Raw genomic sequence first — 14,777 nt, 5'->3', positions numbered from 1 at the left:
TTTTTTTACATGAAGGAATTATGGTCATTCAGCCTGCGGACTGCCTTGTCATACAATCAGGACTGGGTCATAATTATTTTGATTACGGCGACTAAAAATATCGTGGGGAGGCGCATATATGGCTTTCAATGAATTTAAGCTTCTGTCCGTCCTTGCGCAGGAAATGAATATGAGAAAAGCAGCAGAAAGGCTGTTTGTTTCCCAGCCGGCCCTTTCCCAGCGGCTGCAAACCATGGAAAAGGAATGGGGAGCCAAGCTTTTTATAAGATCTCAAAAAGGTCTCACTCTTACACCTGCAGGGGAATCCGTGGTGAAATTGGCCAATGAGTTCCTCGATAGGGAAGAAAGAGTCCGGGAAGAAATACAGCTGCTGGATTCCAGGGTACATGGCACCCTTAAAATTGCCTGTGCCTCCATTGTCGGTTTAAAATGGCTTCCGCAGGTGCTGAAAAAATTCCTGCAAAAGTATCCTGGTGCCAAAATCTCGCTGATAACGGGCTGGAGCAGTGAGATATTGAAGACGCTCTATGAAGGCCAGGTTCATATCGGCATCATCAGGGGGACTCCGGATTGGAAGGGTGTAAAAAAGCATCTCTTTAAGGATCAGCTTTTCCTTGTGGATACAGAGATGAAGCATTTGGAGCAGGTTATCGAAACGGACAGGCCTTTTATCCAGTTCAAGAGCGACTCAAACTATTACCAGGAAATCCATGACTGGTGGCATCGGCAGTTTCAGTCAACACCAAAGAGGACCATTGTGGTTGACCAGATTGAAACCTGCAAGCAGATGGCCATGAACGGGATTGGATATGCCATCCTTCCGGCCATCACATTGAATGAAAATGAAAAAAGCATATACAAGATTCCGCTGCTCGATGAATTTCAGCAGCCCATCGAAAGGGATACATGGCTCCTTGGCTATGAATCTGCCTTCTGTCTTAAACAGGTGGAGGCCTTTGTTGAAGTGGTTCAAGACCATCTGAACATGTAAACGAAAATGGAAACAGCCCCCTGCCGTTTTTTCGGCTTGTCATGGGTGATTTACTTTGGTAAAGTAAAAAAATACTATACATAGAGAATTGGGAGGAACTTTACTTTGAAAATGATGGATGCTAATGAAATTATTTCATTTATACAAAATAGCACAAAATCGACTCCGGTAAAGGTTTATGTGAAAGGCGACCTTGAGGGAATTAATTTCGGTGACAGCTCACAGGTATTCATAACCGGCAATGCGGGAGTTGTTTTCGGTGAATGGGCAGAAATCGAGAAAGCATTACGTGAGAATGAGTCAAGGATTGAAGATTTTGTAGTGGAAAATGACAGACGCAATTCTGCCATCCCGCTGCTTGATATGAAAAATATCAAAGCACGTATCGAGCCGGGTGCCATTATCAGGGACCAGGTCGAAATCGGGGATAATGCGGTCATCATGATGGGTGCTTCCATCAATATAGGTGCTGTTATCGGTGAAGGGACCATGATTGATATGAACGTAGTGCTTGGCGGACGCGCGACAGTCGGCAAAAACTGCCATATCGGTGCTGGATCTGTGCTTGCCGGAGTGATCGAGCCGCCTTCTGCAAAACCGGTCATTGTTGAGGATGACGTGGTCATTGGAGCGAATGCTGTCGTGCTTGAAGGAGTTACAGTCGGCAAGGGTGCGGTTGTTGCGGCCGGCGCCATCGTAATCGATGATGTGCCTCCATACACAGTGGTTGCAGGGACACCTGCCAAAGTCATTAAAGAAATTGACGAAAAGACAAAATCTAAGACAGAAATCAAGCAAGAGCTTCGCCAGCTTTAATTTACAATCCCTGTCAGGAAATCCTGGCGGGGATTATTTAAAGGAATCGAAAGGGGAATGGTGATGAATCCTTTTGTAACCATCAGACGCGATCTTCACAGAATACCTGAAATTGGATTCAAGGAGTTTAAAACTCAAGAATACCTGCTGAATTATCTGGAGGGACTTCCAGAAGACAGAATGGAAATTAAAACCTGGCGCACCGGAATCTTTGTAAAGGTGAAGGGAGCAAATCCCCAAAAGCTGATCGGCTACCGGGCAGATATGGATGGTCTCCAGATTAATGAGGAAACAGGGCTTGAATTTCAATCTCTGCACGACGGGCGCATGCATGCATGCGGCCATGATTTTCATATGAGCATTGCCCTTGGCGTACTGACACACTTCGTCCATAACGTGGTGGATGATGACCTCTTGTTTATATTCCAGCCGGCAGAAGAAGGCCCGGGCGGTGCTGAGCCCATGCTGAAATCCGAAATCATGGGAGAATGGATGCCGGATATGATTTTTGCCCTCCACATTGCACCCCAGTATGAAGTCGGCACAGTGGCCGTTAAGGAGGGCCTGCTGTTTGCCAACACGTCTGAACTGTATATCGACCTTAAAGGAAAAGGCGGACATGCTGCCTATCCTCATCTCAGCAATGATATGATCATAGCGGCGGCCTCCCTGATCGGACAGCTGCAGACCATTGTGTCAAGGAATGTAAACCCGCTTGATTCGGCGGTTATTACTCTGGGAATTATAAACGGAGGAACCGCACAGAATATCATAGCCGAAAAAGTGCATCTCGAAGGAACCATCCGGACTTTTTCGGAAGAAAATATGAGACATGTAAAATCCAGGATCGAAGACATAGCGGAAGGCATTGAAAAAAGCTATGGATGCCAGCTGGAGATTGATTATGGGGCCATGTATCACCAGGTATATAATCATGAGGAGCTGACCCGTGAGTTTATGGGATTTGCCCGTGAATACACAGACATCCACATTCATGAATGCAGCGCTGCCATGACTGGAGAAGACTTCGGATTCATGACCAGGGAGATTCCGGGGTTTATGTTCTGGCTCGGAGTGGCATCAGAACACGGCCTTCATCACGCAAAGCTTGTGCCCGATGAGGCGGCGATTGAAAAAGCGATCGAACTTGCGGTTAGGTATATAGAATACAAAGGTAAAAGATAAGAGCCGTCTCATATATAACAAAAAAAAGCCCGGGAGTTTCCCGGGCTTTTTAGGCGCCGCCTATTCTATTCTTTTGACAAAAGCTGGCGGTTTTATTTTCATTCACCTTCTTCCGGAAGGTCCCGGCAAATATCAGGAACTGCCATCCCATGCCTGCGCAGCGTCTCTCCCATAATCCGGAGCAGCTGCGTGAGCACAGCCGTCCGCTCACCGCTGGCTGTCCTGCCTATGATCCTGAGCTGATTCTGGGGAATGTATAGGTCGCTGCTCAATACACTTGGCCCATCTAAGATGGATGGATTGTCAGCCTTAAACCTATTAAATGCTTCCTGTATCAATTCCTGTGCCAAATCTGAATCTGATGGATACGAGATACGGAGGTCAATGAGAGTTTTCATGTTCGCCCTTGAGTGATTGCTGAGATTGGTGATGCCCCGGTTGGGGACATAATGGAGAGTCCCGTCAAATCCCCTGATGTGGGTTGTACGCAGACCTACCTGTTCAACAATGCCTGAAAATGTTCCGATTGTCACATGATCACCGACATCCATCTGTCGTTCCAGGAGGAGAAAGAAGCCTGTCACTACATCACTCACCAGCCCCTGGGCGCCAAATCCCACGGCAAGGCCAACAACACCTGCACCCGCTAGTACCGCAGTGGCGTGGATACCAAGGATCTGCAGGATGGTCACTATCAAAATGAATATAAAAACATATCCAATAATATTTGAAGTCAGGCTTTCAAGTGTTTTGACCCTTGCTGCAGATACCTTCTTCTGTGAGTGCAGGGTTGAAAAACTTTTATGTACCACTTTTTCGGCTATGGCTCTTGCAATATAGAAGATAATCACTATGGCCAGGATTTTGAGCAGACTGGCACCCAGCGAAATCAGTATCGAGGCATAATTCAATTCCATCAGGCTGTCGAAAGCCCCATTTCCCTTAAAAAAGTCAAGCATCTGTTTCAAACCTTTCGTTAAAAGATATTCCTAACGTACATCAAAGCGCCGAAAAAATACAGGGATAACTATGTTAATACATTTGTTTTCTTTTAACTAAAGGCTCTTTTCTAAAAGGTTGTTGTTGTCTGATGAGTTTTGGGAGGAGATTTATTTTATGCAATGTTGATTGACGGAAGGCGGGAGACTCCTGATCCGGCTGCGACACTTTCGACCTGCAAGTCTAAGTCTATCAGTCAATGGGAAGAAGACCTCACCCACAGCCTGCCCGCCTTATGCTTGGCTTTCGCATAAGTGCGGCTAAGCTTCTGTCGCAGCACACACCCGCCAATCAGCAAGTCTACTTTCGCTAACGCATAAGTGCGGCTAAGCTTCTGTCACAGCAATCGCTCGCCAATCAGCAAATCTACTTTCGCTAACGCATAAGTGCGGCTAGGCTTCTGTCGCAGCACACGCTCGCCAATCAGCAAGTCTTCTTTATCAGGTCGCTGCTTTTCATTTAGTTAATGGGATGGGTTCTATAAAATTTGTGTCTTCATTCTGCACCCATTAATTAGCCGTTCTCCGCCCTTCTGGGAGCAGCGGGACAGGTGAGACCCCGCAGGCAAAGAGGCTCACCGTCCGCCCCGCGCAGGTAGAGTGCCTGCAGCGGAGATCAGCGTTCTTATCCAATAGCCACAATATATACGAAAACACCCTAAACAAAAAAACGCACCCTTCTGTAATAAAATGGTATGGATCCGTAAATGATATGGTAGATTGCCTGATTGGACGCCGGTTTACAGCCCAGTCTGATTGGAGGTCTTCTCTTAATTGACGCCTTTTCAGTGTTCTACTATAATGAACAATGGAATGAAAACCTTTTACGAGGGCGACGGTTGTCACCCTCATTAAACTTATCTTTGGAGGGAATTAGATGCCAGAACGCATGGTAGGCAAGCAGGCTCCCCGCTTTGAGATGGAAGCAGTGCTGTCTAATAAAGAATTTGGAAAAGTAAGTCTGGAAGAAAACATGAAGAATGAAAAATGGACAGTGCTTTTCTTCTATCCAATGGACTTCACTTTTGTATGTCCCACTGAAATCACAGCTCTTTCAGACCGCTATGATGAGTTTGAAGATCTGGATGCAGAAGTGATTGGCGTTTCCACTGATACTATACATACACACCTTGCCTGGATCAAGACTGACCGCAAGGATAACGGACTTGGAGACCTTAATTATCCGCTGGCTGCTGATACAAACCACATGATCTCCCGTGAATACGGTGTCCTGATTGAAGAAGAAGGGATTGCCCTCCGCGGCCTGTTCATCATCAGTCCTGAAGGTGAATTGATGTATTCTGTTGTAAATCATAATAATATCGGCCGTGATGTGGATGAGACCCTCCGCGTCCTTCAGGCACTTCAAACTGGCGGACTTTGCCCGGCTAACTGGAGACCTGGACAAGCTACCCTATAAAACATACGGGACAGGGATGTCCCGGAAAAAGTCTGGCACCCGTTTCGGCCGCCAGGTTCTAAGAATGGGTCAAACCAACTGGATCCTGGCTCTGAATAAGGTGTCAGGCCTTTTTTATAGACAATAACGGGATAGTTAAAAAAATTCAGTGAGGTGGAAAGACATGAAACTAAGAGAACCTATGCCAGAAATGACAGGCGCAACAGAATGGCTTAATGGCCAGGTTACCAGAGAAGAATTAGTAGGGGAAAAGCCGACACTGATCCACTTCTGGTCTGTAAGCTGCCACTTATGCAAAGAGGCCATGCCGCAGGTAAATCAATTCAGAGACGATTTCAAAGACAAACTGAATGTCGTGGCGGTCCATATGCCGCGCTCGGAGGATGACCTGGATCTGGAAAAGATCAAGGAAACTGCCGCAGAGCACGGCATTTCACAGCCGATCTTTGTTGACAGTGAGCTTAAATTAAACGATTCATTTGAAAATCAATATGTACCTGCTTATTATGTGTTTGACAAGGACGGCAGCCTGCGCCACTTCCAGGCAGGCGGCAGCGGCATGAAGATGCTCGAGAAGCGTGTGAATCGAGTTCTGGATGAAATGAATAAAGAAGCATAGAAACAAAAGGGGTCTGGACTTTAATCCAGATCCTTTTTTTATTTTGATGCCGATGATATCCACCGGCTGAAACCATTTCTTTGTACATATAGTGAATAAGAATAAGAGGATAACGCTCTGCTAAAACTCTTGGCACCTGCCATCAGGCAGCAAAGAAGGGAGGATAATAAAAAATAATGAATTTTAAAAAAAGTATGGTAATTTATTTCGAAACCCGATATATTTAGTAATACGTGTTCTTCAGAATGCCCAGTGTTTTTCCAGCTTTTAAAAATGAAAGGGGGAAACTGTTTGGAAACCTTTAAGAGGCTGAAACAGTTTTATTGGCCGTATCGCAAGTATTTTTATATTTCACTGGCTTTTTTGCTGCTGGTATCAGGGATAACGGTATTTTATCCCATTGTTTTGCAGATAACGATTGATGATGTTGTTATTGGCAAGAAGTACGAATGGATTCCAATTCTTGCAGCCAGCTTCATCGGATTAATGGCGGTCAAAGGATTTGCTACATACATAAATCAATATTTTGGAGATCTATTCGGTATCATATCTGTTTTTAAGCTTAGAAACGCCCTTTATGAAAAACTGCAATACCTTCCTTACCGCTATTATGATAATGCAAAGACGGGAGATTTAATGTCCAGGCTGACCGCGGATGTAGAAGGCTTTCGTTTTTTTCTATCCTATGGATTCTCTGAGCTCCTGCGCTTTTTCTTATTGATTGCCATCAGCCTTGGCGTCATGTTTTATTATTCGGTGCCGCTGACCCTGGTCACAATCATGGCACTGCCCTTTCTTTCGATTGTGGTGTATAAATTCGATAAAACGGCCCATCCTGCCTTCCGCGGTATCCGCAAATCGTTCGGTAAGCTCAACACAACCGTACAGGAAAATATCAGCGGTATTAATACGGTAAAATCACTTTCGAGGGAAGACTTTGAAATCACTAAATTTAACCGTTCCAATAATGATTATAAAAATCAATATCTCCATACTTCGGAAATATGGGCAAAATATTTTCCCCTTATGGAATTCATAGGCAATATATCTGTTGTATTGCTGCTGTCATATGGAGGATATTTAGTTATCGAGGATTCCTTGAAGCTTGGTGAATTAGTGGCTTTCTACAGCCTGGTCTGGTATATCATCTGGCCCATCGTAAACCTCGGATTTGTTATCAATATGTTTTCCCAGGCAAAGGCTTCAGGCGAAAGATTGCTTGAGGTAATGGATGAAGAACAAAACATGAAGGAAAGCGAGGATGCTCCTTCCACGCAGGCATTGATGGGTGAGGTAGAGTTTAGGAATGTCACCCTTACTTATGGAGAGGAAGATGAACCGGCACTCAGCGGAATCAGTTTTCATGCGGAACCAGGTAAGGTTATCGGCTTGATTGGGCCGACCGGAAGCGGGAAAACTTCCATAACCCAGCTTATTACGCGCTTCTATGAGCCTAAGAGCGGCGAAATCCTCATTGATGGCCGGCCCATCGAGAATTACTCGCTTGAAACTCTGCGCAGCAGCATTGGGTTTGTCCTGCAGGAATCTTTTCTTTTTTCTTCTTCCATCAAAGCGGGCATCTCTTATGGAAATCCAGATGCAAGTATGGAGAAAATCATAGAAGCTGCGAAACGGGCTCAGGCCCATGATTTTATAAAAGAGCTTCCAAATGGATATGATACGGTCCTTGGGGAAAGGGGCAGAGGGCTTTCCGGCGGCCAGAAACAGAGAATTGCCATTGCAAGGGCCATCTGCATCAATCCAAGCATACTCGTCCTTGATGATGCAACGAGTGCCGTGGATATGGAGACGGAATTCAAGATTCAGAGTGACCTTCTTGAAGTCATGAAAGGAAGAACCACCTTCATCATCGCCCACAGGATTTCTTCATTGAAACATGCGGATGAAATTTTAGTCCTGAATCATGGAAGGATAGAAGAAAGAGGGACCCATGTGGAACTTTTGAAAGTAGGCGGGCTGTATAAGCGGATTTATGATATCCAGTATCAAGACAGAGAAAGGATTTTACAGGAATCCAAGTAGGAGGGAGGAGTAACTTTTGTCTAAAAAAGTAGTAAATAAAAAGGTGCTGGAAAGATTTCATTATTCTACAGAAGAAATAATTGAAAAGCCGTTTAACTGGGGCCAGATGACAAGGCTGATGACCTATATGAAGCCTTATTCCAGAAAGCTTTTGCCGCTTGCCCTTTTAATGGTCTTAATCACAACGGCTGTGAGGCTTGCTGTGCCTGCCCTAATCGGCATATACACCCTGGACGGGGCACTTAAGAATAAGGATGTCGATAGACTGGTCTTGCTGGTCTCCATACTCTCAGGACTTTATATAACTTCGTATGCTGCGAATATATTCAGGATCAAGTGGATGAATGCATTAGGGCAGAACATCATCTATGATCTTAGAAAAGCGTTGTTCACCCATGTTCAGACCCTGTCACACCGCTTTTTCGACCAGCGGTCCGCAGGATCCATCCTTGTCCGGATCATGAATGATATTAATTCCCTTCAGGAGCTCTTCACGAATGGGGTAATCAATCTCCTAATGGATATGATTCTCCTGGCAGGAATTCTGGTTATGCTGTTTACCCTGAGTCCACAGCTGACACTGGCCATCATGATTATATTGCCGCTGATGTTTTTCATATCAACCAGTCTCCGCAAAAATATCCGCAGGAGCTGGCAGGTAGTCCGTCTGCGGCAGTCAAAGCTGAATTCACATCTGAATGAAAGTATTCAAGGAGTCAGGGTCACACAGGCATTTACTCAGGAACCTGAAAATATCGCCTTCTTTAATGAAGTGAACAGAGAAAACTTCGAGAGCTGGAGGCAGGCTTCCAAAAAGAATGCCATGTTCAGGCCGCTTGTAGAAATGACGAATGCTGTCGGGACAATCATCCTTATCTGGTACGGTGCCAGCCTGATTCAGAATGAAACCATTACTATCGGTGTATTCGTCTCTTTTGCTTTCTATCTGGGGATGTTCTGGGAGCCTATTTCACGCCTCGGGCAGGTTTATAATCAGCTGCTGATCGGGATGGCTTCCTCAGAACGGATATTTGAGTTCCTCGACGAGAAGCCTCTTGTCTCTGAATCAGAACAGGCATTGGATTTGAAGGATATGCGCGGGGAAATCCAGCTTGATTCTGTAGTTTTTGAATATGAAGCCGACCGCAAAGCATTAAATGACGTTTCTTTGAAAATATCGGCAGGTTCAACAGCTGCGCTGGTAGGCCATACGGGATCGGGAAAAACCACAATTGCCAATCTGATCAGCCGCTTTTATGATCCAACACAAGGTTCGGTCAAGGTTGACAATCATGATCTTAGGGATGTGAGCATATCCAGCCTCCGCAGGCATATCAGCATCGTCCTGCAGGACACATTCATCTTCTCAGGGACAATTCTTGAGAACGTCCGCTTTGGGCGCCCGGATGCATCAGATGAAGAGGTCTTTGCTGCTTCAAAGGCTGTGGGGGCCCATGACTTCATAGAAAGGCTTCCTCAAGGGTATGATACCGAAGTTCAGGAAAGGGGAAATATCCTCTCAGTTGGGGAAAGGCAGCTCCTCTCCTTTGCCAGGGCACTCCTTGCAGATCCGAAGATTTTGATCCTTGATGAAGCGACTGCAAGCATAGATACCGAAACAGAAGTCAAAATACAGCATGCACTCCGGACCCTGCTAAGCGGCAGGACCTCCATCATCATAGCCCACAGACTATCCACCATCCGAGATGCTGATAAAATATTTGTATTGAAATCAGGGGAAGTTCTTGAAGAAGGAAGCCACTCCGAATTGATGGAGCACAGGGGAGAATACTTTAATTTAGTAAAAGCCCAGTTTAATATGCTAGATGCCGGCTGACGGTCTTCCTGCGCGGGTAATTGAAAAGCCGCCGTTCAGCTCTTATTTCACGTAACCGCTTTTTGAAGAAAGGATTGTGGTTTCTGGATTGATTAAGGTGTAAAATAATAAGAGTCCTGTAAAGGGACTCTTATTTAGCAGCAGCATCTGATGATCCAGGAGGATTTTTATGAAAAAGGAATTTGCCATAATAGGATTGGGCCGCTTTGGGGGCAGCATCTGCCGGGAGTTATCTGCACAGGGAATCAACGTACTGGCCATTGACAGTGATGAAGAAAGAGTCAATGAATTTGCCAATATTGCTTCCCACGCTGTCGTGGGGGATACTACGGATGAGACCGTCCTGAAGAGCTTGGGCATCCGCAATTTTGATCATGTAATTGTGGCTATCGGAGATAATATCCAGAACAGCATTCTCACCACCCTTATCCTGAATGAGCTTGGGGTGGCTAATATCATTGTCAAGGCTCAAAATGACTATCATGAAAAAGTGCTACAGAAAATTGGTGCCCACCGAATTGTACACCCGGAAAGGGACATGGGCAGGAGAATAGCGCATAGTCTCGTCCATAACAATGTTCTAGATTATCTGGCTGTCTCCGAGGAGCATTCCATCGTGGAAATCAGGGCCGGGAAGAAGCTTTCAGGCAATTCCATTCTGGATTTAAATGTGAGGGCAAGGTTCGGGCTCAACATCGTAGCCATTAAAAGGGATAAGGACATCATCGTTTCTCCAAGTGCCGAGGAAACCATACAGAATGAGGACATACTGATTGTCATTGGTGCAGATACTGATATCAACAAATTTGAAAAGCAGATGGTGGATTGACCTATAAAGAAAACCAGCCGGTTTGATCCGGCTGGCTTTTTTTATATTTCCATGATGATCGGAAGGATCATCGGGCGGCGCTTTGTTTTTTCATATAAGAAAGGAGCAAGTGTATCAGTAATTTCATTCTTGATTTCAGACCACTGAGTGGTTTTCCGCTCCATTACTTTGTTCAGATGCTTAGCGATAAGGGCCTGGGCATCGTTGATGAGATCTCCGGATTCACGCATATAAACAAATCCCCTGGAAATCAGGTCGGGGCCGGCGGATATCTTGAAATCCTTCATATTGATGCTTACAACGACAACTACAAGGCCTTCCTCAGACAGGATGCGGCGGTCGCGCAATACGATATTGCCAATGTCCCCGATCCCGCTTCCGTCAATATATACATTGCCAGAAGGAATCTTGCCGGCAACAGCAGCTTTGTCTTCACTCAGGGCCAAAACTTCCCCGTTATCCATGATAAAGCAATTTTCTTCAGGCACTCCACAGTCTACTGCATGATTTGCATGCATTCTCTGCATCCGGTATTCACCATGTATCGGCATAAAGAACTTTGGCCGGATCAGGCGGAGCATAAGCTTCTGCTCTTCTGAGCTGCCGTGGCCAGAAGTATGGATATCGCTGAGCGGTCCGTGAATGACCTCTGCTCCGGCTCTTGAAAGCATATTGATCGTACGCGATACGCTGATATTGTTCCCTGGAATCGGTGAAGAAGAAAATACGACCGTGTCGCCAGGGTGAATCTGGATCTGGCGATGTGTTCCATTTGCAATCCGTGACAGGGCTGCCATAGGCTCTCCCTGGCTTCCGGTACAAAGGATCGTCACCTTATTGGATGGCAGCCTGTTAATGGACTGCGCATCGATGAATGTATCCTTGGGACAGACGATATAGCCGAGGTCGCGGCCGATATCAATGGCAGCCTCCATGCTGCGCCCGAATACAGCTACCTTGCGTCCATGCTCGACCGCCGCGGCGATTACCTGCTGCAGCCGGTGGATATTAGAAGCGAAAGTTGCGAAAATAATCCGGCCATCCACTTTGCGGAAAACATCTTGTATGCTCTCACCCACACGTCGTTCAGACATAGTGAAGTTTGGCACCTCAGCATTCGTGCTGTCTGAAAGGAGGCAGAGCACACCTTCCTTTCCAATTTCCGCCATCTTGGTAAGGTTGGCTGGTTCGCCAACCGGTGTGAAATCGAATTTAAAGTCGCCTGTATGGACTATCTGGCCGTTCGGTGTTTTTACGACTATTCCGTAAGAGTCCGGAATACTGTGGGTTGTCCTGAAAAAGGTTACGGAAGTTTTGCGGAATTTGATCACATCGTCTTCCTGGAATTCAATCATCTTGGTCTGCCTGAGCAGACCGTGCTCCTCAAGCTTGTTCCTGATGAGGCCGAGTGCAAGCTTGCCCCCGTAAACAGGGATGTTTAACTGCTTCAAAAGGTAAGGAATTCCGCCAATATGGTCCTCATGCCCGTGAGTTACGAAAAGGCCCTTTATTTTATCTGCATTTTTTACTAAGTAGGTATAATCAGGAATAACATAATCGATTCCCAGAAGTTCATCTTCCGGGAACTTAATTCCTGCATCAATTAAGATAATTTCGTCCTGAAATTGAACGGCGTATGTGTTCTTTCCGATTTCGCCTAAGCCGCCTAATGCGAATACTGCTGTCTGGTCATTTTTTACAAATTTCATAAATCATCATAGCTCCAATACATTAAAGTCTTCATTCTGTTTTTCATAAGTTAAGTAACTTCCGCTCACTTTTGTGATGTATTCGACATTATAATTCCTGTCAGCCACCTTTTGGCGCACATCCCGCTCAGAATCGCCTTCCACATAGACTGACTTAGTCGCCTCGCGGACTGGAACCTCACTTGCAAGCTCTTGGTAGTAAATCTTAAATATCATCTTTGATCTCTCCTAACAACCTTGGTTTTAATATATATATTAATTTATATTATCTGTTTTTAAGGGAGTGGGTTCTGCCTTCCTTGAAACCGCATTCCTGCTGCCTGTTTCTATTATATATAATAAAAGGGAATTTTTCATGTTTTACAAATAATTAAGGGTTTAAAGAATAATTTCCCATCCATTTTTAGTATACTTAGTGTACTTTACAATAAGGAAAGAGCCCTTCGCAAGTTTTGGAGGGCTTTTTTTGAAAAAGTTTATGCGATTGTCTTTTTTCTAAGTAAATCCTTCCATTGTTCAGCGAGCTTTTTCCTTAATTTCTTTAGCATGGCGGATCACTCCTTACTCTTGATTTTAACTGAAAATTCAACAAAGTGAAACAACTTTCTTGAAGCTTGCCTGTCGAATGAACAGCTGAAGCAGATGCCGGTCGGATTGCTGCCATCCTATTTTATGCCTATTCCCAGTAAAAAAATGGTGGTTCTTTTTACCAGCAGGGCAGGGCAGAACTATAAGATTGACAGGCAAGAGGGAAAATTGTTTTATTTTTTGGACAGGAATATGAGATAATACCAAAAAAACAAAGCAGCCTTTTTACCTTAGTTGTTTTATGAGGAAGTGGAAAAATGGAAAAAATCGTATTTTTTGATATCGACGGGACATTGCTTGATCATGATAAAAAAATACCTGACAGTACAAGGGAGGCCGTCAAAAGCCTGCAGCAGAATGGTGTGTATGTTGCCATCGCCACGGGCAGGGCGCCTTTCATGTTCGATTACATCAGGGAAGAGCTGGATATAGAAACGTTTGTCAGTTTTAATGGCCAGTATGTAGTATTCGAAGGGGAGGCCGTCTACCGGAATCCGCTTAATACCCAGGAGCTTGCCAGGCTGCATGACGCCGCTGAAAAAGAGGGGCATCCCCTGGTATTCATGAATGAACAAACCATGAAATCTTCAGTTAAGCACAGTGACTTTATTATAGAGAGCATGGGTACGCTCCAGTTTCCCCACCCTGAACTGGATCCTTCGTTCTATAGAGACCGGGAGATTTACCAGACCCTCCTCTTCTGTTCAGAGGCTGAGGAAAGCTTTTATTACGATCATCATTCTGTTTTCAAATATATAAGATGGCACCGGCTGGCCATGGATGTGCTCCCAAAAGGGGCATCAAAGGCGGAAGGCATTAAGGCACTGATGGATAAAGCGGGTTTCAGGCTTGAAGATGTATATGCATTCGGGGACGGCCTGAATGATATTGAAATGCTCGGAGCAGTCGGGCACGGTGTCGCCATGGGCAATGCGCTGGATGAAGTGAAAAAGCATGCTTCCTTTGTTACCAGTGATGTAGCGGAAGATGGAATTTATCACGGATTAAAAAAAGCAGGCTTAATCTGATCATACAAAAAAGCTATCCGGCCGGATAGCTTTTTTGTATGGCTTTTTCTAAATAAACAATTTATATTATCTTTCAATCGGTTTGCCATCAATAGGTGCAAAAGGCTGTTCCTTATTGATATGGTCATAAAACATAACGCCATTCAAATGGTCGATTTCATGCTGGAAGCAAATGGACGGAAGGCCCCTGAGTCTGAGCTTGACGTTTTCTCCCTCCAGGGTCGTTCCTTCGACTGTGACCCTGGCATGCCTAGGAACATAACCCGGCACATCGCGGTCGACTGACAGGCAGCCTTCGCCGGCTGTCAAGTAACTCTTTTCGACAGAATGGCTTACAATCCTTGGATTAAAAAGCGCATAACTGATTGTATTTCCTTTGTCATCAGGGACCTGTACCGCGATCATCCGCTTAGGCACATTGATTTGAGGTGCCGCCAGGCCGATGCCTGGCCTAAGGCCGTACTTTAATGCAGTTTCAGGATCCTGGCTGTTTTGGATATATTCCATCATGCTTCGCAGTATTTCCTTTTCTTCTTCAGAGGCAGGCAGTTCGACCGGCTCTGCTACAGAACGGAGGGCAGGATGTCCCTCTCGGATTATGTCATTCATCGTGATCAAAATAAAAACCCCCATGCTTAACCAAAAAATATGTAAAACAAGTGTAGCAAATAATCATGAAAATGTTAACTTGAAGTTCGTGTAAAGGGACTGCCC

General features: G+C 45.2%; 14 protein-coding genes. 10 read left to right on the top strand and 4 right to left on the bottom strand.

Translation table 11 applies throughout. The features are described 5' to 3' along the window. Window positions 1-9: 9 nt before the first annotated feature. From V1498_RS15245 to V1498_RS15230, 4 genes are all read left to right on the top strand, one after another. On the top strand, window positions 10-132 hold the full coding sequence (locus tag V1498_RS15245; protein WP_409294538.1) for a hypothetical protein: 123 nt from the start codon (window positions 10-12) through the stop codon (window positions 130-132). After that, window positions 119-991, top strand: a complete 873-nt coding sequence (locus tag V1498_RS15240) for a LysR family transcriptional regulator (RefSeq protein WP_409294537.1) — start codon at window positions 119-121, stop codon at window positions 989-991. Before V1498_RS15245 ends, V1498_RS15240 begins: the two co-directional genes overlap by 14 nt. A 105-nt stretch (window positions 992-1,096) precedes the next feature. Further along, the gene (dapD, locus tag V1498_RS15235; protein ID WP_409294536.1) at window positions 1,097-1,807 is read left to right on the top strand and encodes a 2,3,4,5-tetrahydropyridine-2,6-dicarboxylate N-acetyltransferase; all 711 of its coding nucleotides are present in this window, start codon (window positions 1,097-1,099) and stop codon (window positions 1,805-1,807) included. A 57-nt stretch (window positions 1,808-1,864) separates the two neighbouring features. Next, window positions 1,865-2,992, top strand: a complete 1,128-nt coding sequence (locus V1498_RS15230) for an N-acetyldiaminopimelate deacetylase (RefSeq protein WP_409294535.1) — start codon at window positions 1,865-1,867, stop codon at window positions 2,990-2,992. A 98-nt stretch (window positions 2,993-3,090) separates the two neighbouring features. Here V1498_RS15230 and V1498_RS15225 read toward each other — a convergent pair whose 3' ends face one another. After that, complete coding sequence (locus V1498_RS15225) at window positions 3,091-3,951, bottom strand: mechanosensitive ion channel family protein (protein WP_409294534.1); 861 nt, start codon at window positions 3,949-3,951, stop codon at window positions 3,091-3,093. A gap of 916 nt (window positions 3,952-4,867) precedes the next feature. Here V1498_RS15225 and V1498_RS15220 point away from each other — a divergent pair. From V1498_RS15220 to V1498_RS15200, 5 genes are all read left to right on the top strand, one after another. After that, entirely contained in the window at window positions 4,868-5,410 is a 543-nt protein-coding gene (locus V1498_RS15220; protein WP_409294533.1) for a peroxiredoxin, read from the top strand. A 163-nt stretch (window positions 5,411-5,573) separates the two neighbouring features. Next, window positions 5,574-6,029, top strand: coding sequence for a TlpA disulfide reductase family protein (locus V1498_RS15215; RefSeq protein WP_409294532.1), 456 nt, complete (start codon window positions 5,574-5,576; stop codon window positions 6,027-6,029). Window positions 6,030-6,320: 291 nt separating this feature from the next. Further along, window positions 6,321-8,072 (top strand): ABC transporter ATP-binding protein, encoded by a 1,752-nt coding sequence (locus V1498_RS15210; protein ID WP_409294531.1) that lies wholly within the window; start codon window positions 6,321-6,323, stop codon window positions 8,070-8,072. A gap of 16 nt (window positions 8,073-8,088) precedes the next feature. Further along, window positions 8,089-9,909: an ABC transporter ATP-binding protein gene (locus tag V1498_RS15205; protein ID WP_409294530.1), complete on the top strand. Its 1,821-nt coding sequence runs from the start codon at window positions 8,089-8,091 to the stop codon at window positions 9,907-9,909. A 169-nt stretch (window positions 9,910-10,078) separates the two neighbouring features. Continuing rightward, window positions 10,079-10,738, top strand: a complete 660-nt coding sequence (locus V1498_RS15200; protein WP_409294529.1) for a potassium channel family protein — start codon at window positions 10,079-10,081, stop codon at window positions 10,736-10,738. Window positions 10,739-10,779: 41 nt separating this feature from the next. Here V1498_RS15200 and rnjA read toward each other — a convergent pair whose 3' ends face one another. Further along, entirely contained in the window at window positions 10,780-12,447 is a 1,668-nt protein-coding gene (gene rnjA, locus V1498_RS15195; RefSeq protein WP_409294528.1) for a ribonuclease J1, read from the bottom strand. Between the two features lie 6 nt (window positions 12,448-12,453). Next, entirely contained in the window at window positions 12,454-12,663 is a 210-nt protein-coding gene (locus V1498_RS15190; protein WP_409294527.1) for a DNA-dependent RNA polymerase subunit epsilon, read from the bottom strand. A gap of 629 nt (window positions 12,664-13,292) precedes the next feature. On the opposite strand from V1498_RS15190, the gene V1498_RS15185 reads away from it, so the two are divergent. Next, window positions 13,293-14,063: a Cof-type HAD-IIB family hydrolase gene (locus V1498_RS15185; RefSeq protein ID WP_409294526.1), complete on the top strand. Its 771-nt coding sequence runs from the start codon at window positions 13,293-13,295 to the stop codon at window positions 14,061-14,063. Window positions 14,064-14,129: 66 nt separating this feature from the next. Here V1498_RS15185 and def read toward each other — a convergent pair whose 3' ends face one another. Beyond that, window positions 14,130-14,681, bottom strand: a complete 552-nt coding sequence (gene def, locus V1498_RS15180; RefSeq protein ID WP_409294525.1) for a peptide deformylase — start codon at window positions 14,679-14,681, stop codon at window positions 14,130-14,132. Window positions 14,682-14,777: the final 96 nt, after the last annotated feature.

Origin of the sequence: Paraperibacillus marinus (assembly GCF_046237605.1) — a bacterium.
Lineage (GTDB): Bacteria > Bacillota > Bacilli > Bacillales > DSM-1321 > Paraperibacillus > Paraperibacillus marinus.
Note: the sequence above shows the minus strand (reverse complement) of the source record. Positions and strands in the feature narration are given on the sequence as shown.